Below are 17159 nucleotides of genomic sequence, written 5' to 3'. Positions count from 1 at the left end.
TTAGACCTCGTAGTTCAAAATGTTGAAGGCTCGATAGTACTTGTCGTCATGCAGGAGGCCGAACAAATCGAGCGATGCGCCGGTCGCCAAGGCATGGGTGTACTCGCCGGGAAAAAAAGAACGGTGGGTTTGTCTTTTGCCGTGCTCTGAAGATTATTGAGCACATTGTGGGAGCGGATATAGGGATAGACCTCTCCGACACCTGAAAGGAAAATTACATCATGCGCCTCTGTTTCGATCGCTTTTCCGATACGAGGGATCAGGTGAGCCTGCGGATCGAGAATTCCCTGAAGCAGCGCGTTAAGTTCGTCCTTGTCCGTATCCGCTTCTATCGCAAGCACTTCGTCCAGAACGCCTCGCTCCTCCAAAATGGCCAGCGACATATCGTAGAGACTGAGATTGAGAACACGAACGCCAGCGTGACGAATGCGGGCGATAAGGTCCTCACGATCGAGATGCATCGAAAGACCTTCACGTGCCGGATAAGGGCAAATGAAGAAGGGTACTTCATTGCCAAGTCCCTGCTTTGAGAGAAATCGTGAACTTGTCACCACCTTGAACAGATGTTCGCTTCGTTCTTTTGACGTCAATTGCGATGATATCACGGGGCCTCCATTGAGAGACCGGGGAACAGACCCAGTTCCTTCGGGTCATTTTCCTTGATGATCGTCTTCAATTTGGGTGAAATATAGGTCAGCTGAATTCGGTTTTTATCTGTAAGAATATTGGCGTCACGCATCATTCGGAACATAACTTGCCTCAGCTTGTTACGCGTTAAGGGGCTAATTGCCGCCAGCTCATCACACCACTCAGCCTTCTCATTAAAGAATATATCGAAGCTCTCAAGTGGCAGCTCGAGCTGATAAGACAAGAATCGGTCCTGGATGACTTCGGCTACAAACTCTTTGGCGAATCTATAGGCTCGACAAATCGCTATCCATAACAGGGCCTGCTGATCCGTTCGATCTGCCTCCTCTGCGAGAAACTCGATTTCCATTGGCGATAAAGTGGAAATGCGATTCACGATTTCCCGCAAAGCGCGTCGCTGCGAGGCGTTTTTGGGGGAGGTGACAATTCCCGCTTCGAAGGCCCGAATGATCGTTGCATCCCAATCTTTTTCATAGAGGCTCATCCGCGCCACCTCGACACTTTCATTGAGAAAAAGTCCACCAACTGTAAACGACATTTTATAGGCTGGCGGTGAATTTTTTTTCATCGAATGATTCACCTTTCCGGCCTGACAGTGCTGGGGCTGGCCAGCACTATTTGTTGCTCGTGTGGACGGCGTGCAGTATGTCTCATATCGAACCTAGCCGCGTTGAAGGAAAGCGCCAATGTCCTGTTTGTTCGGCAAAAGAATTTTGTAGCGCTGGTCGTTCCTTATTTGGCTAGTCGATAATAAGCGCCAACTCGCACTTTAAATTGTCGAGCTCATCAATTTTTCGAAACTTGCCAACATCCACAGCTTATTTTTCTAATACTGCAATTTCGCACTAGTCATTTCTTGATTCGTCGCCTCCGCTATACAAGTGGCAAGCGCAGCCAAGAGTTTAGCGGTTGTTTTGTTAAAGAGCGTTGCCGAATGACTCGACGAGCCCGATAGAAAATGAGTGACCGGGTTGTGCACACCCGGTCACCCTGAGCTCCCTCGCGGGAGTGTCGGTTAGGTCGCCTCTCGGCGTTCCAGCCTTTGTTGCAGCCAATCCAATACTTCGCTTTCTACCCATCCCACTCTGTTGGGGCCAAGCTGTACCCGCTTGGGGAACTGGCCCGCCCGTTCCAGGCGTGCGACGTGCTGCGGCGAGTAAAGGACCAACTCCTTCAGTTGGCGCTTTGAAAGTATCCTCATCACGATGTCTCCACGAATGAAGAGCATCGCGATGCCCAAGGTTACGACAATACCCAGGCGGGCTCAGCCTAGCGGCCAAAGCGGAGGGTTGTCACGGGGCACATAGCTCCACATTGCTGCGCAATTTTTGGAGGGGGTAGAAAGGTGGCTCAAGCTTTTTTCTTTAAAAATTTGCCAGTAAAAACAATATGTTATAAGTTTTTCTGGTGCCCAGGAGAAGACTCGAACTTCCACGTCCTTGCGGACACCAGCACCTGAAGCTGGCGCGTCTACCATTCCGCCACCTGGGCAGGTGAAGGAGGGCTGACTTACGGACGCGCGGGCTGGATGTCAATTGCCGTTGAGGCCCCGGCGCGGCGATTGAGGCGATTGTCCCCGGCGTTAAATTCGGATAGGGCCAAGGCTTGAATATGAAGGCAATTCTACAGGCCGCGACGATGAGCGGCGGAGGCGATGGCGCGTGACGGGAAAACTGGCGGTAGTCTTTGGCGGATCAGGCTTTTTGGGCCGAAATGTGGTGCGTGAGCTGGCCCGGCGCGGCTGGCGGGTGCGGGTCGCCGTGCGCCGGCCGCATCACGCCCAGTTCCTGCGCACCATGGGAGCGGTGGGGCAGATTCAGCTCAAGCAGTGCAATGTCCGTTACCAGCCTTCAGTCGCCGATGCGCTGACCGGTGCGGACGCGGTCGTCAATCTTGTGGGCCTGCTTTACCAATCCGGGGCGCAGCGATTCGATACGGTTCAGGCGCGCGCCGCTGCGACGGTGGCCAAGCTCGCCGCAGAGGCCGGCGTCAAAAATTTCATCCAGGTCTCGGCGATTGGCGCGGATGAAGAGAGCGACAGCCTCTATGCCAAGTCAAAGGGTGAAGCAGAACGCGCCGTGCGCGAAGCGGTTCCCACGGCGACGATTATCCGGCCGTCAATTATTTTTGGGCAGGAAGACGAGTTCTTCAACAAGTTTGCGACGATGGCGGGTCTGTCGCCGGTATTGCCGTTGATCGGCGGCGGCAAAACCAAGTTCCAGCCTGTCTATGTGGATGACGCCGCCGATGCAATTTGCGCGGCGCTGGAGCGCCCCGAAGCGGCGGGCAAAGTCTATGAGATTGGCGGCCCTAGCATTTACACCTTCCGTGAACTGATGGAATTGATGTTGTCTGAAACCGGCCAGCGCCGTGTGTTGGCGCCGGTTCCGTTTCCTGTCGCATCCCTGATGGGGATGGGGGGCGAGATCGCCGGCTGGCTTCCATTTGTCGAGCCGCCGCTTACACGCGATCAGGTGAAGCTGCTCAAGCATGACAATATCGTTGATATGAGCGGCGCAGTCGGCACGCTTGCCGATCTTGGCGTCGAAGCGGAAACGGTCGAATCTATCCTGCCGTCATATATGGTGCGTTACCGGCGCTACGGACAATTCGCCGAGCACGCCTCTTAGCCTTTGTATCCCTCAGGATTTTGGCTCTGCCAGCGCCAGTGGTCGGCGCACATGTCTTCCAGTGATTTTTCCGCGCGCCAGCGAAAGAGTTTTTGCGCGCGTGATGGATTGGCGTAGATCTCGGCGATGTCCCCATCGCGGCGTGGGGCGATGGCGTATGCGATGTCGCGATTGGACGCGCGTTTGAAGGCGGCGACTGCTTCGAGAACGGAGTAGCCGGTGCCGGTTCCGAGATTGACGTCAAGCGCGCATCCGTCAGTTTGATCGGCAAGATAGTCGAGCGCTGCGGCGTGTCCGCGCGCAAGGTCAGTGACGTGAATATAGTCGCGCACGCCGGTCCCATCGCGCGTCGGGTAGTCGTCGCCGAAAACGGAAAGCTTTTCGCGTTTGCCGACCGCGACTTGCGCGATAAACGGGAACAGATTGTTGGGTATGCCGTTTGGGTCTTCGCCAATGCGGCCGGATGGATGGGCGCCAACCGGGTTGAAGTAGCGCAAATTGACCGCTTTCCATTCCGGGTCAGAGCGCGCAATGTCCTTCAACATTTCCTCAATAAAGAATTTTGTTCGCCCATAGGGGTTTGTCGGGCCGGTTGCGCCGTTTTCTGCAACAGGATTGGCGTTCGTCTCCCCATAGACGGTGGCCGAAGAGGAAAACACGATTGTCTTGGCGTTCGCCGCTTCGAGCGCTGCAATCAGCGTCAGCGCTGATCCAAGATTGACGCGATAATAGCGCGCAGGCTCGGCGACCGATTCGCCGACAGCCTTGAGGCCGGCGAGGTGGATTGCGCCGTCGGGCTTAAAGGCTTTGACCGCGTTGATGATGGTTTCGCGTTGCGCCTCATCCGCCATGTCGGCTTGCAGAAGCTCTAATTCGCCCTTCGCCAATTCACGAATACGATCGACCGCTTGCGGGTGAGAGTTGGAGAAATCGTCGATGATGAGAAGCGAGTCGCCGCGCGATAAGAGTTCTACGCAGATATGGCTGCCGATATAGCCGGCTCCGCCAGCGACGATAATGCGCGCATTCATGATGACTGCTCCGGGTGGCGGCGCAATTGTTCGCCGTGGTAATTTTTCAAGGTTGATGCGATTTGCCGGCGCATAGCTTTGTCGACAGAGTTCACCAGGCGCAGCAAGGATTGCTCATCCCGCGTAAGTCGTGCCGCTTTGGCGCTGGCGATGTCGTTTTTCGTCGTCATATGCATAGCGGGTCGCGAAAGCTGTTCTCCTGAGACCGATGATCGATGCGCTGTTTGCGCGTTCACTCAACCGTAACCGATTTTGCGAGGTTGCGCGGCTGATCAACATCCGTGCCCTTTGTCGTCGCCGTGAAATAGGCGAGCAATTGAATTGGAACCGCGTAAACGATCGGCGACAGCATCGGGTGGGGTTTCGGGGTTTCAATGCTGGCCCAGGCTTTGCCGCCAGCTTCTGCGATGCCGTCTTTGCAGGAGATCAACAAGGCTTTGCCGTCGCGCGCCATGACCTCCTGCATATTGGAGACCGTCTTTTCAAAATGCGCGTCCATCGGCGCAATGACCGCGATGGGCAGGTTTTCGTCGATCAGCGCGATCGGCCCATGCTTCAGTTCGCCGGCGGCGTAACCCTCGGCGTGAATGTAGGAAATCTCTTTCAGCTTCAACGCGCCTTCCAGCGCAATCGGGTAGGATACGCCGCGGCCGATATAGAAAATGCCGGTCGCCTTGGCGATGTCCCGGGCGATGGTTTCGATCTTGTCGCTCTGCTTCAACGCTTCCGACACGAGGCGCGGAATCTCCAGGATGCCGCCCACCAGTTCTCGCTCTTCCTCGGCGGAAAGTACGCCGCGCGCACGCCCCGCGGCAATTGCAATGCAGGCGAGCGATACGAGCTGGCAGGTAAACGCCTTAGTAGAGGCGACGCCGATTTCGGGTCCGGCCGCCATTGGGAAAATCACATCGGACTCGCGCGCGATGGAGGATTCCGCGACATTCACCACTGTCGCGATTTGTTGCCCGTTGGCGCGCGCCTCGCGCAAAGCGGCGAGCGTGTCAGCGGTTTCGCCGGACTGTGAAATGAATAGGGCGCCGCCATTTTTTGTCCACGGCACGTCGCGATAGCGCAGCTCGGAGGCCACATCGATCTCGATCGGCAGGCGGGCCCATTTTTCGAACCAGTATTTGGAAACAAGGCCCGCATAATAGGCAGTGCCGCACGCAGAAATCGTCAGGCGGTCCAGCGCGGAAAAATCGAACGAGCCTTTCGGCAATCGCACGCTCATTTCCGAAGGATCGACATAGCGCGAAATCGTATGGGCGATGACTTCCGGCTGTTCGTGAATTTCCTTGGCCATGAAGTGACGGTGGCCATCCTTGTCGACAAGGCCCTGGCTTGCATTCGAAATTTTTTCGGGGCGGGTGACCTTCGCGCCGGATTCATCGCGCACTTCAATTGTGCTGCGAGAAAGGACCGCCCAGTCGCCTTCCTCAAGATAGACCACACGGTTGGTGAAGGGCGCCAACGCATAGGCGTCCGAACCGAGGAACATCTCTCCATCCCCGAGGCCGATGGCGAGCGGGCTGCCCTTGCGGCCGCAGATCATCAGATCTTCCTCGCCCGAGAATATGGCGGCGAATGCGAAAGCGCCGCGCATTCTGCTGATCGCCTTTTTGAAGGCTTCAGCAGGCGCCAGGTTTTCGTTTTCCAGATAATAGGTGATCAGTTGCGGGCAGACTTCGGCGTCGGTCTCCGATTCGAAGACGGCGCCTTTTTCTTCAAGCTCGCGGCGAAGCTCTGCGAAATTCTCAATGATGCCATTGTGAACGACCGCTACGCGATGGGTCGCATGCGGATGGGCGTTGGTCTCGTTCGGCGTGCCATGGGTCGCCCAGCGCGTATGGCCGATGCCAGCGGCGCCGGGCAGGGGCTTGCTCGCGAGGACAGCCTCGAGATTGCCGAGCTTTCCGGCGGCACGGCGGCGGTCGAGGCGACCATCATGGATGGTGGCGACCCCGGCGGAATCATAGCCGCGATATTCGAGCCGCTTCAGCCCCGCCAAAATCCGGGGCGCCGCGTCGCCATTGCCCAGAACGCCGATAATCCCGCACATATTCCGTCTGCCCCGTCTCTCGCTCTGTCTCGCGCCTTGTCCAGCCGCCATATGGACGGCATTATCCGTTAACTGCGGCCTAACTATAGCAAAAATCCGGCCATGAGCGGGGATAGGCCCCCGGCAGCGCAGCCTTTCCTTTAGTTAAGCCGCCGCAGCGCCGTTGTACACGGGGACTGCATTTACTTTATGAACGGCTTTGCTATTTCCTCGCCGATTAAGGGTGAGGCGGACGACCTCTGGAGGCGATTGATGAATTTCTTGCGTTTGATTTGTTTTTGCCTGGTTGGTCTGGCGCCGGTAAGCGCCGGCGCAACCGAGGAAGAACAGCGCGGCGAGCCCACCACGCTCGGCTATATCGAGAATGTTGCGGTGGGAAATCTCGGCCTTGAAATGAAGGGCAAGCTCGACACCGGCGCGGATACCAGCTCGGTGCACGCCTATAATGTGAAGGTCTACAAGCGCGGCGAACGGGACAATTGGGTGCGCTTCCGCCTTATTGGCAAAGACGGTCGCGCCATTCGCTATGATCAGAACGTGATCCGCTTCGCCAATATCAAAACAAAGACCGGCGGTCTGATCCGCCGGCCGGTTATTCATCTGCCGCTTTGCGTCGGCGGCCGCTGGGGCAAAGCGGAGCTCAACCTCGCGGATCGCGGCGACTTTGAATACGACATTTTGATTGGCCGGGAATTCCTCGCCAACCGGGTCCTGGTCGATTCCGGCCGCACCTTCATTTCCGAAGAAGAATGCGAATTGCCCGATGAAGATTAAAATCAGTCAGGCGGTCATATTGGGCTTTGTCCTGATCGCCGCCGGTTTCGCAATTTTTCTGATAAAGTCGGCGGTACTGGGCTATCCGCTGTCACCTGGCGAACGCACCACCCTCTGGGACTTTGAGCTGTATCTCGAATTTGACGGACGCAATCAACCGGCGCGGATCGAAGCTTATATTCCGGCGAGCGATGTGGAGCGGGCGTTCCCGCAAGAAGAGTTTTACAACGGTTCGTTCGGATTAAGCCTTGTCGGCGAGGCCAGCACGCGCAACCGCAAGGCGGTGTGGACCTATCGCTATCCGGCGAACAAAAAGGTTCTGCGCTATGCGACTCAGACATTGGGCGAGACGCAATCGACTCCTTTGCCGTTGTCCTTTCGCGAATCCAGCGCGCAGGTGACGCCGTTTGAAGCTGATCCGGTTAAGCGGCAGGCGTTTATTGTCTGGTCCGGCAATCTGCGCCAGCGTTCCGCCGATGACCGGTCCTTTGCGGATCTGGCGATCGCCGAGGCCTTTGGTGAGCGCGCGGGCGTTGAACAATATGCGGATGAAATTTCTGCATTGCTCGATGAAAGCGGCGTTTCTGGCCGGCTTGAACTGGTGCGGCAATTGTTGAATTCGCAAGGCGTTCCGGCGCGGATCGCCGGCGGGGTCTATCTCACCGAGGCGCGCCGCCGCGATGAAACCCATCGATGGCTCGAATATCATATTGACGGAGATGACTTCCGCTATTTTCCCGATGGCGCGCCGGCGCGGTTCTTCACCATCTGGTATGGCGGCGAGCCCTTGGTGGATGCGACGGGCGTTGACAATCTTGATGTTCAAATCGCGCTGAAAGCGCAGGAAGCTTCCGCCGCCGATATCGCTGAAAATGCGCCGGGCGCGATGGGCGCCTTTGGCCGTGCGGTTGGTTTTTCCGGCCTGCCGCTCACGACCCAGCTTGTTTATCAGGTGCTCGTGACGATTCCGCTGGGGATCACAATCCTGGTTTTCTTGCGGCAGTTTGTCGGCTTCAAGACGCTCGGGACATTCATGCCGGTCCTGATCGGCATTGCGTTCCGTGAGACGGCGCTGATCAATGGCGTTTTGTTGTTCTCATTGCTGATCGCCCTTGGTCTGGCGCTTCGATTCTATCTGGAACGGCTGCAATTGTTGTTGGTGCCGCGACTGGCGGTGGTGCTGATTTTCATCGTCATGCTGATGGGCGGGTTCGCCGTGCTGATGGCGGAGACCAATCAGGCGATGGGGCTTTCCATTTCGCTCTTCCCGATGGTGATTTTGACCATGACCATTGAGCGCATGTCCATTGTCTGGGAGGAAAACTCGGCCAGCGAGGCGATCAAACAGGGGGTTGGCTCGGTCATGGTTGCCGCGCTCACCTATCTCGCCATGACCAATGGCCAGATTGAATATGTGATGTACCGTTTCCCCGAATTGCTCCTGGTCCTGATGGGGCTATGCGTCCTCATGGGCCGCTATACCGGGCTGAGACTTTCTGAACTATGGCGCTTCAAGGCGCTGGCGGGCTAGGCGATGCTGAACACCTACAAAGCGCTGCGGGCGAATGGCGTGATTGGCATCAATGAGCGCAACGTCAAATATGTGAACGCGCTGAACCCGCGAAAACTGCTTGTGCGGGTTGATGACAAATTGCTGACGAAACAACTTGCCGAGCCCGCGGGAATTCCGACGCCGGCGCTTTACGGGGTCATTGAAAACGCCCGCGACATGAAACGTCTCGGCGAATTTATCGACCACCCGGATGGCTTCGTCATCAAGCCGGCGCAGGGTTCGCAAGGCAAAGGCATTATCGTCGCCGACGGGCCGTTAAAAGGAGGCTGGCGGCTGGCCTCCGGCCGTCGCATCGACCTCGACACCATGAAGTTCCAGATCAACAACATGTTGTCGGGCATGTATTCGCTTGGCGGCCAGCCGGACAAAGCGCTGATTGAATATCGCGTGAAGTTCGACGATGTGTTCGGCAAGGTTTCCTATCGCGGCGTGCCAGACATTCGCGTTATCGTGCTGAAGGGCATTCCTGTATTTGCGATGCTGCGTTTGCCGACAGCGGAATCCGACGGCAAGGCCAATTTGCACAAGGGCGGCGTTGGCGCGGGCATTGATCTCGCCACCGGGCGGACAATGCAGGCGATGCAGCATGACCAGTTTATCGATATCCATCCCGATACGGCGCATCCGCTCGAAGATATTCAGACGCCGTATTGGGACGACATCTTGTTGATGGCTGCGAAGTCTTATGAGGTGACGGGGCTCGGCTATATCGGCGTCGATGTGGTGCTTGATCGCGAGAAAGGGCCGCTCTTGCTTGAGCTCAATGCGCGACCGGGCATTTCCATCCAGATCGCCAATCGCAAAGGGCTCGGCTTCGTTCTCGATAAGGCAATGCTGCTCGGCGATGAAAAACGTACGCCTGAAGAGCGGGTGGCGTTGTCGAAGTCCCTATCGGATGCTGCGCCGGTTAAACCGGCGATGATCCAGCCGCCGGTTTCCTAATTCGCCTTGATCAGATCCGCGGCTTTTTCCGCAATCATGATGGTCGGCGCATTAGTGTTGCCGGAGATCAGGAAGGGCATCACTGACGCATCGATGACGCGAAGCCCTTCAACGCCATTCACCCGCAATTGAGTGTCGACCACGGCGTCGGCGTCGGCGCCCATGCGGCAGGTGCCGACCGGATGATAGATCGTGTCTGAGCGATTGCGAATGTCGGCTTCCAGCGCCGCGTCGTCAGCCGGTTCATCAAGATACAGGCGTTTGCCGCGTATCGCTTTCAGGGCGGGCGCATCGAAAAGGCGTTCTATAATGCGCGCGCCTTTTTTCAGTCGGCGTAGGTCATCTTCATCGGAAAGGAAGTTCGGGTCTATCGCAGGCGCCGCTAACGGATCTGGCGACGCCAGGCGCACGCTCCCGCGCGACTTCGGACGCAGAACGCAGACATGACCAGAAATGCCGGCGCCAAGATGTTTCTTGCGTCCGTGATTGTCGACAATAGCAGGCAGAAAATGCAACTGAATGTCAGTCTCTGATCCTGACGGGTCGGTTTTCAAAAAGCCGCCGCACTCGGCCAGATTGCTGGTGAACAACCCTTCATGGCGCTTTCGGTAGGCGTTTAATGCGGGCAAGGCGCGCATCGCCATGGGCAAGTGCATGCCAATCGCGTCAGATGATTTTGATTTATAAAGCGCCGTCCAGTCGAGATGGTCCTGTAAATTCTCGCCCACTTGTTTGCGGTCCGCCACCACATCGACGCCAAGCTCGCGCAGATGCGCCGCCGGGCCGATGCCGGACAGGAGCAATAGTTGCGGCGATTGAAATGCGCCGGCGGACAAGATCACTTCGCGTTTGGCGGTGACGGTGCGCGCTGAACCTTCATGCGTAAACTGAACGCCCGTTGCGCGGCGCCCATTAAAGGTGATGCGCTCGCTATGGGCGTTGGTGATCACCGTTACATTGGGGTTTTCCATGGCCGGGTGGAGATAGGCGCGCGCCGCAGAGCAGCGTTGTCCATCGCGCTGCGTCACCTGATAGTAACCCATGCCCTCCTGAGTGCCGCCGTTGAAGTCAGGGTTCATCGGAAGCTGCAATTGCTCGGCGGCTTCCAGAAAAATATCCGACAGCGGATTTTTAAACCGCAAATCAGAAACACTGAGCGGTCCGCCGACGCTATGATGAGGGCTTGAGCCGCGTGAATTGTCTTCTGCTTTCAGGAAGTAAGGAAACACATCGTCCCATGACCATCCCTCTGCACCATGAGCGGCCCAGCGGTCATAATCTGCGCGCGTCCCGCGAATATAGATCATTGCATTGATGGAGCTTGACCCGCCGAGGGTTTTGCCCCGCGGCTGATGGCCATTGCGTCCGTTCAGGTGTTTTTGAGGCGTTGTTTCAAAGCGCCAGTTCATCGGATTTTTGTCGCCAAAAAAAGCGAAGCCGATGGGCGCGTGAATGAAAGGGTGGTCGTCCGGCCCGCCTGCTTCAAGCACGCAAACCGAAATTGCAGGATCTTCAGAAAGGCGCGCCGCCAGAGTGCACCCGGCCGATCCGGCGCCAACAATCACATAATCGAAGTCACCCAGCGTTTCTCTCATCTTGTTGTCCGTTTTTTATTTTTTTCGTCGCCAGTCACGGCCCGTCGCGGATGTTAAAACCGGAAAGGCGGCGCCTAAAGGATCTTGCGCACAAAAGAGATGATCTTGTCGGTTTTTGAGGAGTAGGGCGGGTGCAACATGGCGCCGCTTGAAAACCGGCTTTGATACAGCACCGGCTTTAGATGCGAAAAGGTGTTGAAGCCAGCTTCCCCGTGATAGGCGCCGATGCCGCTTTTGCCGATGCCGCCAAAAGGCAGATTCTCCTGGGCGACATGCCATAGCGCATCATTCACTGTTACGCCGCCGGAGACAGTTCTTTGTAAAACGCGGTCGCGCGCCTTGTCGTCTTCGCCGTACCAGTACAGCGCCAGCGGACGGTCGTCTTTATTGACATGGGCGATGGCTTCGTCTGTCGAGCCAACAGGCAGAATTGGGAGGAGAGGACCGAAAATTTCCTCTTTCATGACATCGGCGTAAAAAGGCGGATCAACAATTAGAGTGAGCGGCATTTTGCGTTGCGGATGCAAAGCATTCGAGGAACCGACCTCAATGATTTCGGCGCCGCGATCGCGCGCATCATTTACCAGTGAGTTCAAACGGGCGAAATGCCTGTCGGAAATGATGGAGGTGTAATCATTGGTGGTGTCGATGGATGGATACATTTTGCGCGCGGCGGCGGCGATCGCCTGGGCCGTGGCGTCCAGCTTGTCCCGCGGGGCCAGCACATAATCCGGCGCGACGCAGGTCTGGCCGGCATTGAGCATTTTGCCGTGTGCGATAGAACGCGCTGCGATTTCAATATCAGCGCTTTCATCGATGATCGCCGGCGATTTGCCGCCCAGCTCAAGCGTCACCGGCGTCAGATTTTTCGCAGCGGCCTGGGCCACCCGCATGCCGACTGGCGTTGAGCCGGTGAACAGCAAATGGTCGAACGGCGTTTCGGTAAATGCCTGACCGGTTTCAACGCCGCCGGTGACAACGGCGCAGACGCTTTCATCGAATTCGGAGGCAATCGCCTCGCGCAAGGCTTCCGCCAGGCGCGGGGTGAGTTCACTGGGCTTAATCAACACGCGGTTGCCGGCGGCAAGCGCTGCAATTGTCGGCGCCAGCGCAAGCTGCAACGGGTAGTTCCACGGTGAGATGACGCCCACCACGCCGAGCGGCTGCGGTTCAATGCGGCTGCGCGCCGGCAGCATGTGCAAAGGCGTCGCCACGCCCCTTGGCTGCATCCAGGTCTTGAGATGTTTCTTCGTCAGTTTGGCGCCGGAAACGGTGACGATGATTTCCGCAATAACTGTTTCCTGGCGGGCGCGATTGCCGAAATCTTCGCTGATCGCGCGGATAAAACGCTCTTCATTCGCTTCGGTCAGGCGGATGATGCGATCGAGATTGCCGATGCGCTCTTCATGCGAGGGGAACGGCGCTGCAGCGTAAGCTTGTTTTTGCACCGCAAAGAGGCGTGCAAGCTCCTTCTCGCCATCTGATTGTCCTGACGCAGGACCCGAAGTCGGGTTAGGGGCGGAGTCTGCGGGCATGGAGCCTCCCAGCTGAATGTATCGGCCAAGTGTAGCTGCTGAGGCGGGTCTGTCCAGCGGCTTCGGCGCCCGGATTCAGGCGGGTGTCGGCGCAATGAATTTCAAATTTGCGTAAAGCGATTTGCCCGAAAATAATGCGTGCAAAGAGCAAATATTGCGCAGGCCGGTCAGCAATGCGGCTGCTTGCGAAAGCAATCTGGTGGAGCTGAGCGGAATCGAACCGCTGACCTCGTCATTGCGAACGACGCGCTCTCCCAACTGAGCTACAGCCCCGAACCGAGACGAAGCGGGAGCAAGCCGTGCGGCTGCGCCCCGCGTGGGAGATCGCGTCATAAATCTTCACAAGGGGCGCTGTCAATCGGCCGCTTCGGGCGGGCGTCGCGGCGTGTAAAAGCTGGCCCGGCGGCCGATACGGGGCTAGGCTTTGCGCGCCGCCATGGAAAGGGACGCCCGCATGCTGACGCTTCTTCTCGCTGCTTTACTTTCATCCTCCAAATCGGAAATTCCCCCGGATGTTTGGGACTGCGCCAATGACGTGGAGGTTTGGTGTTCGGTCGATAGCTGCGAAGCCATGCCGTCTGGCGAGACCACGCCCATGTCGATTACGGCGCGGCGCGATGGCGCGTTTTCCGTCTGCGCCTATACGGGCTGCTGGGAAGGGACCACAGAAGTGGCGGATATTGCCGGTCGGCTGCTCTGGGCCGCGGATGAGGCGCCGTTCTCCACCCGCCCGGATGGTTTCGCTGCGGACATTTCGCTGCTCATTATCGAAAAGGATGGGGTGGGTTTTGTCCGGGCGGGCGGCATCGCCAGTCCGCTGCTCTGCACCCGCCGTCCGGTGGATGAGGGCGCGGTCAAATAGCCCGTTCGCGGTTGCACCCAGGGGCGACGCGCCTTACATGCCGAAGCGTCGCTTTACAAATAGGATCGCCCCCAAGAAGGGCCAGCATTTAAGGACTTTCCGCACATGGCCATGATCGCTTACATCGTGAATGCGCTGATTGATCTATATGTACTGATCTTGTTTGTGACGATCATTCTGAGCCTGCTGATTTCGTTTAACGTGATCAACCGGCACAATCAGATCGTGGATATGATCTATCGCACCGGGGTTTCGCTAACCGAACCGCTTTTGCGTCCGGTGCGCAACATGCTCCCCGCCATGGGCGGCCTCGATATTTCTCCGATCATTGTGCTGATTGGCTTGCGCGCGGTTCAGATCGGCCTTCAGACCTATGTGTTCGCGCCAATGCTCCGCGCAGGACTGTAGCCGGTCCGCTCGGACGTTGTGACGAGGTTCGCCATTCGCGTCCGCGTGACGCCTGGCGCATCGAAAAACAAGGCCGGCGGCGCCTGGACCGGACCAGACGGTGCCGCGCGACTGGTGGTGAAAGTGACAGCTCCGCCGGAGAGCGGACGGGCCAACAAGGCCGTCGAGTCAGTTCTCGCTTCCGCTTTTGACTTGTCGAAATCTTCGGTCTCTGTAACGTCCGGCGCGAAAAACCGATTGAAAACGGTGACGCTGGACGGGGCCGATATTGCGGCGCTGCAACAGCGATTAGAAGACTTACTGGGAGTGGGAAACGAATGAGCGCAAGTGTAATTGACGGAAAAGCTATTGCTGCGGAAGTGCGCGAGAAAGTCGCCGGCGCGGTCGCGAATATCAAATCAAAGCATAACGTCCAGCCAGCGCTTGCGGTGGTGCTTGTCGGTGAAGATCCGGCGAGCGAGGTTTATGTGCGCAACAAACATGTCGCGACGGAAAAATCTGGCATGCGTTCCCTCGAGCACAAGCTCCCTGAAAATGCGAGCGAGGATCAAGTCGTCGCGCTGGTGCGCAAGCTGAATGACGATGACGCCGTCGATGGCATCCTGGTCCAGCTTCCGCTGCCAAAGCACATCTCCTCCGACCGGGTCATCAATGAAATTCATCCCGACAAGGATGTGGATGGTCTGACCGAGGTGAATGCGGGCAGGCTCATTCTTGGTACAGAAGGGCTGGTTCCATGCACGCCGCAGGGCTCGGTGATCCTCGCAAAGACGGTGAAGGAAAGTCTTTCAGGTCTCAATGCGGTGGTGGTCGGCCGCTCTATTCTGGTGGGCAAGCCGTTGGCGATGCTGCTGTTGGCGGAAAATTGCACGGTAACGGTTGCGCATTCGCGCACCAAAGACATCGCCGCCATATGCCGCGAGGCCGATATACTCTGCGCCGCAGTCGGCATCCCCCGTTTCATCAAGGGCGACTGGGTTAAAAAGGGCGCGGTCGTAATCGATGTCGGCATCAACCGCATTGAAGAAGACGGCAAGACGCGCCTGGTCGGCGATGTCGACTATGCGGAGGCGCAAGAGGTCGCCGGCGCGATTACGCCAGTGCCCGGCGGCGTTGGCCCGATGACCATCGCCTGCCTCTTGCGCAACACGGTGCTCGCCGCCGCCCGCCGGCGTGGGCTTGGCGACGTGGACGTCTGATTTCTTACGGGCAGGGGTTTTGGATATGGCCGTGAAGTTCGTTCACGGCCTTTTCCATTTCGTCTGTCCATTTCAGGTCGATGGACGCGAACACCGCATCGAGCTGCTCGAGATTGCGCACGCCGAAAATGTTTGAGGTCACAAAGGGGCGGGTCGTGACGAACTGCATGGCGAAAGAAGCGCGGTCGACGCCGAATTTGTCCGCTAGCGCAATGTAGCCGCGGATCGCCTGTTCTCCCGACGGTGTTTCGTATCGCTGCAAGCGGTCGAACAACGCGCCGCGCGACCCCGCAGGCTTTGCGCCGTCAAGATATTTTCCGGTGAGCGCGCCTTGTGCGATCGGCGAATAGGCGAGGAGGCCCACTTGTTCTTCCAGCGCAATCTCGGCGAGCCCGCTTTCAAAGGTGCGGTTTAATAGATTGTATCCGTTCTGGATGGAGGCGACGCGCGGCAGATCAAGCTTTTCTGCGGCGCGAAGGAAGCGCATGACGCCATAGGGCGTTTCATTTGATAGGCCCACATGACGAACCTTGCCTTCCATTACCAGATCGCCAAGTGCGCCGAGCGTTTCTTCGATAGGGATGCCGGGATCGTCATAATGGACATAGCCGGTGCGAACGCCGCCAAATAATTGCAGCGTGCGGTCAGGCCAGTGCAACTGGTATAGGTCGACATAATCCGTCTGCAGATTTTTCAGGCTGCGCTCCAGCGCAAAGCGGATTTGTTTCGGGTCAAGCCGCGTCTGGCCGCCTTCCGGGCGCATATAGGCGGCGGGCGAGCGTCCCGCGACTTTGGTGGCGAGAAGGATTTTGTCGCGGTTGTTGCGCGATGCGATCCAGCGCCCGACAATGCGTTCGGACTCCCTTGCGTTTCCGGCTTTGGCGGGACGGTGTACATCTCGGCGGTGTCGAGAAAATTGATGCCGCGATCAAAACAAGCGTCCATTTGCAGGTCTGCGTCTGCGTCGCTGATCTGATCGCCATACATCATCGTCCCGAGACAAAGTGCGGGAACTTCCAGGCCGGTGCGTCCAAGGCGTCGTTTTTCCATGTCTTTCCTCATTGTCGGCGGTAAACCGTGGTCGATTCCGCCCTTGTTAGCCCCGCTGCATGGGAAACGTCACCATGTTGAAAGCGTGCGTCTCAGTCCCCATTTGTTAATCAAATCATCCCGGAGGACGGAATGTTGAAAATTGGCAAGGGCAAGGCGGCCATGATGGCTGCCGTCTCGGTGATTGCAGCCTCGGCGGCGTTGTCGCCTGCTGGCGCGAGCGATTTTGACCCGGTCGTGAGCCCGGCGACGATAGCTGTGGAAGCCCCGGTGGCGCATGCGGCGGATCATGCCGACGAGCAAAAACCCATTGGCGCCAAGAAGTGGGCGCTTTTGGCTGTCGCTGCGGCGGCGCTGGCCGGCATTGTGAAACTCGTCGGGGCGCGCCGGGTGGCGGAGATCGTCACGGAGGGTGCGGTCAGGACCGCCCGCGTCGCGGCCACGGGCGCATCTGTCGCCGCAAAAGCAGTCGGCCGAGCCGTCTCCTCGCCATTGCGCTTTCTCGCCGTCCTGTTTGGCCTCGGCTTGTTCGCGCTGACCGGGATTGGCCTTTTTGACGTGGAATGGATCGCCGGGTTGATCTCCGGCGCGGCGCTTTCGGGCGCGGGCCTTTATGGCTTGTGGAAAACCCGGCGCGCATTAAAGCCGGTGAAGGTAAAGGCGAAGCCGGAATCGGTTATGGATAACGGAAATTAACCAGTAAAAACAACATTTTGAACATATTTGCTCGTGTTTCGTCTTAGTTTTGCCCGATTTGCTGTCTAAAACTCTCCTCATCAGCGTTGGCGCAACAGCACGCAACTATCTTCCAGCGTACGTCCCTGACGCTCTTGCACGCACCACCCACCCCCAG

At 57.6% G+C, this 17159-nt stretch carries 15 protein-coding genes, 2 tRNA genes and 2 pseudogenes; 9 read left to right on the top strand and 10 right to left on the bottom strand.

From position 1 onward, the window contains the following. The 4 genes and pseudogenes from AC0L8G_RS17290 to AC0L8G_RS17275 form a co-directional block, all read right to left on the bottom strand. Positions 1-602 (bottom strand): annotated as a pseudogene (locus AC0L8G_RS17290) (DUF1788 domain-containing protein). Then, positions 602-1216 (bottom strand): DUF1819 family protein, encoded by a 615-nt coding sequence (locus AC0L8G_RS17285; protein WP_473385400.1) that lies wholly within the window; start codon positions 1214-1216, stop codon positions 602-604. The pseudogene AC0L8G_RS17290 and the gene AC0L8G_RS17285 overlap by 1 nt, the downstream one beginning before the upstream one ends. A 447-nt stretch (positions 1217-1663) precedes the next feature. Next, entirely contained in the window at positions 1664-1849 is a 186-nt protein-coding gene (locus tag AC0L8G_RS17280) for a helix-turn-helix transcriptional regulator (RefSeq protein WP_473388900.1), read from the bottom strand. Between the two features lie 204 nt (positions 1850-2053). Beyond that, a tRNA-Leu gene (locus AC0L8G_RS17275) sits at positions 2054-2139 on the bottom strand. A 170-nt stretch (positions 2140-2309) separates the two neighbouring features. On the opposite strand from AC0L8G_RS17275, the gene AC0L8G_RS17270 reads away from it, so the two are divergent. Further along, positions 2310-3278, top strand: coding sequence for a complex I NDUFA9 subunit family protein (locus AC0L8G_RS17270; protein WP_473385399.1), 969 nt, complete (start codon positions 2310-2312; stop codon positions 3276-3278). On the opposite strand, the gene galE is transcribed toward AC0L8G_RS17270, so the two are convergent. Beyond that, entirely contained in the window at positions 3275-4309 is a 1035-nt protein-coding gene (gene galE / locus AC0L8G_RS17265) for a UDP-glucose 4-epimerase GalE (protein ID WP_473385398.1), read from the bottom strand. The two genes, AC0L8G_RS17270 and galE, sit on opposite strands and share 4 nt — an antisense overlap. A gap of 232 nt (positions 4310-4541) precedes the next feature. After that, the gene (gene glmS, locus AC0L8G_RS17260; protein WP_473385397.1) at positions 4542-6368 is read right to left on the bottom strand and encodes a glutamine--fructose-6-phosphate transaminase (isomerizing); all 1827 of its coding nucleotides are present in this window, start codon (positions 6366-6368) and stop codon (positions 4542-4544) included. A gap of 252 nt (positions 6369-6620) precedes the next feature. Here glmS and AC0L8G_RS17255 point away from each other — a divergent pair, with 252 nt between their 5' ends. Genes AC0L8G_RS17255 through AC0L8G_RS17245 form a run of 3 tightly spaced genes read left to right on the top strand, consistent with a single transcriptional unit; the run spans position 6621 to position 9657 of the window. Next, a complete protein-coding gene (locus AC0L8G_RS17255) occupies positions 6621-7142 on the top strand; it encodes an ATP-dependent zinc protease family protein (protein WP_473385396.1) in 522 nt (173 codons plus the stop codon). Then, positions 7132-8673: a UUP1 family membrane protein gene (locus AC0L8G_RS17250; protein ID WP_473385395.1), complete on the top strand. Its 1542-nt coding sequence runs from the start codon at positions 7132-7134 to the stop codon at positions 8671-8673. The genes AC0L8G_RS17255 and AC0L8G_RS17250 overlap by 11 nt, the downstream gene beginning before the upstream one ends. 3 nt (positions 8674-8676) lie before the next feature. Beyond that, complete coding sequence (locus tag AC0L8G_RS17245) at positions 8677-9657, top strand: alpha-L-glutamate ligase-like protein (RefSeq protein WP_473385394.1); 981 nt, start codon at positions 8677-8679, stop codon at positions 9655-9657. On the opposite strand, the gene AC0L8G_RS17240 is transcribed toward AC0L8G_RS17245, so the two are convergent. The 3 genes from AC0L8G_RS17240 to AC0L8G_RS17230 all read right to left on the bottom strand — a co-directional run bounded on the left by AC0L8G_RS17240 (position 9654) and on the right by AC0L8G_RS17230 (position 13060). Further along, positions 9654-11252, bottom strand: coding sequence for a GMC family oxidoreductase (locus tag AC0L8G_RS17240; RefSeq protein WP_473385393.1), 1599 nt, complete (start codon positions 11250-11252; stop codon positions 9654-9656). The two genes, AC0L8G_RS17245 and AC0L8G_RS17240, sit on opposite strands and share 4 nt — an antisense overlap. 74 nt (positions 11253-11326) lie before the next feature. Continuing rightward, entirely contained in the window at positions 11327-12787 is a 1461-nt protein-coding gene (locus AC0L8G_RS17235; protein ID WP_473385392.1) for a coniferyl aldehyde dehydrogenase, read from the bottom strand. Between the two features lie 197 nt (positions 12788-12984). Next, positions 12985-13060, bottom strand: a tRNA-Ala gene (locus AC0L8G_RS17230). 181 nt (positions 13061-13241) lie between these two features. Between AC0L8G_RS17230 and AC0L8G_RS17225 the strand changes: the two genes are divergently transcribed. From AC0L8G_RS17225 to folD, 4 genes are all read left to right on the top strand, one after another. Then, entirely contained in the window at positions 13242-13649 is a 408-nt protein-coding gene (locus AC0L8G_RS17225; RefSeq protein ID WP_473385391.1) for a hypothetical protein, read from the top strand. Positions 13650-13754: 105 nt separating this feature from the next. Next, entirely contained in the window at positions 13755-14057 is a 303-nt protein-coding gene (locus AC0L8G_RS17220; protein WP_473385390.1) for a YggT family protein, read from the top strand. A gap of 18 nt (positions 14058-14075) precedes the next feature. Further along, the gene (locus tag AC0L8G_RS17215) at positions 14076-14378 is read left to right on the top strand and encodes a DUF167 domain-containing protein (protein WP_473385389.1); all 303 of its coding nucleotides are present in this window, start codon (positions 14076-14078) and stop codon (positions 14376-14378) included. Continuing rightward, positions 14375-15256 carry a bifunctional methylenetetrahydrofolate dehydrogenase/methenyltetrahydrofolate cyclohydrolase FolD gene (gene folD / locus AC0L8G_RS17210; RefSeq protein WP_473385388.1) on the top strand — a complete coding sequence of 294 codons (882 nt, stop codon included), beginning with the start codon at positions 14375-14377 and terminating at the stop codon, positions 15254-15256. Before AC0L8G_RS17215 ends, folD begins: the two co-directional genes overlap by 4 nt. 4 nt (positions 15257-15260) lie before the next feature. Here the strand turns inward: folD and AC0L8G_RS17205 are convergent. Beyond that, a pseudogene (locus tag AC0L8G_RS17205) lies at positions 15261-16306 on the bottom strand (aldo/keto reductase). A 132-nt stretch (positions 16307-16438) separates the two neighbouring features. On the opposite strand from AC0L8G_RS17205, the gene AC0L8G_RS17200 reads away from it, so the two are divergent. After that, the gene (locus tag AC0L8G_RS17200; protein WP_473385387.1) at positions 16439-17002 is read left to right on the top strand and encodes a hypothetical protein; all 564 of its coding nucleotides are present in this window, start codon (positions 16439-16441) and stop codon (positions 17000-17002) included. Positions 17003-17159 lie beyond the last annotated feature (157 nt).

The sequence above is a fragment of the Hyphococcus sp. D3-15 genome (genome assembly GCF_055809375.1).
The sequence above is the reverse complement of the archived record's forward strand: the minus strand, read 5'-3'. Positions and strand labels throughout refer to the sequence as shown.

Excerpts from the sequence above, each read along its gene's own strand:
- AC0L8G_RS17280 (WP_473388900.1), bottom strand. The coding sequence starts at position 1,849 with ATGAGGATACTTTCAAAGCGCCAACTGAAGGAGTTGGTCCTTTACTCG.
- AC0L8G_RS17245 (WP_473385394.1), top strand. The coding sequence starts at position 8,677 with ATGCTGAACACCTACAAAGCGCTGCGGGCGAATGGCGTGATTGGCATC.
- AC0L8G_RS17255 (WP_473385396.1), top strand. The coding sequence starts at position 6,621 with ATGAATTTCTTGCGTTTGATTTGTTTTTGCCTGGTTGGTCTGGCGCCG.
- AC0L8G_RS17235 (WP_473385392.1), bottom strand. The coding sequence starts at position 12,787 with ATGCCCGCAGACTCCGCCCCTAACCCGACTTCGGGTCCTGCGTCAGGA.
- folD (WP_473385388.1), top strand. The coding sequence starts at position 14,375 with ATGAGCGCAAGTGTAATTGACGGAAAAGCTATTGCTGCGGAAGTGCGC.
- AC0L8G_RS17285 (WP_473385400.1), bottom strand. The coding sequence starts at position 1,216 with ATGAAAAAAAATTCACCGCCAGCCTATAAAATGTCGTTTACAGTTGGT.
- glmS (WP_473385397.1), bottom strand. The coding sequence starts at position 6,368 with ATGTGCGGGATTATCGGCGTTCTGGGCAATGGCGACGCGGCGCCCCGG.
- AC0L8G_RS17240 (WP_473385393.1), bottom strand. The coding sequence starts at position 11,252 with ATGAGAGAAACGCTGGGTGACTTCGATTATGTGATTGTTGGCGCCGGA.
- AC0L8G_RS17220 (WP_473385390.1), top strand. The coding sequence starts at position 13,755 with ATGGCCATGATCGCTTACATCGTGAATGCGCTGATTGATCTATATGTA.
- AC0L8G_RS17225 (WP_473385391.1), top strand. The coding sequence starts at position 13,242 with ATGCTGACGCTTCTTCTCGCTGCTTTACTTTCATCCTCCAAATCGGAA.
- AC0L8G_RS17200 (WP_473385387.1), top strand. The coding sequence starts at position 16,439 with ATGTTGAAAATTGGCAAGGGCAAGGCGGCCATGATGGCTGCCGTCTCG.
- galE (WP_473385398.1), bottom strand. The coding sequence starts at position 4,309 with ATGAATGCGCGCATTATCGTCGCTGGCGGAGCCGGCTATATCGGCAGC.
- AC0L8G_RS17250 (WP_473385395.1), top strand. The coding sequence starts at position 7,132 with ATGAAGATTAAAATCAGTCAGGCGGTCATATTGGGCTTTGTCCTGATC.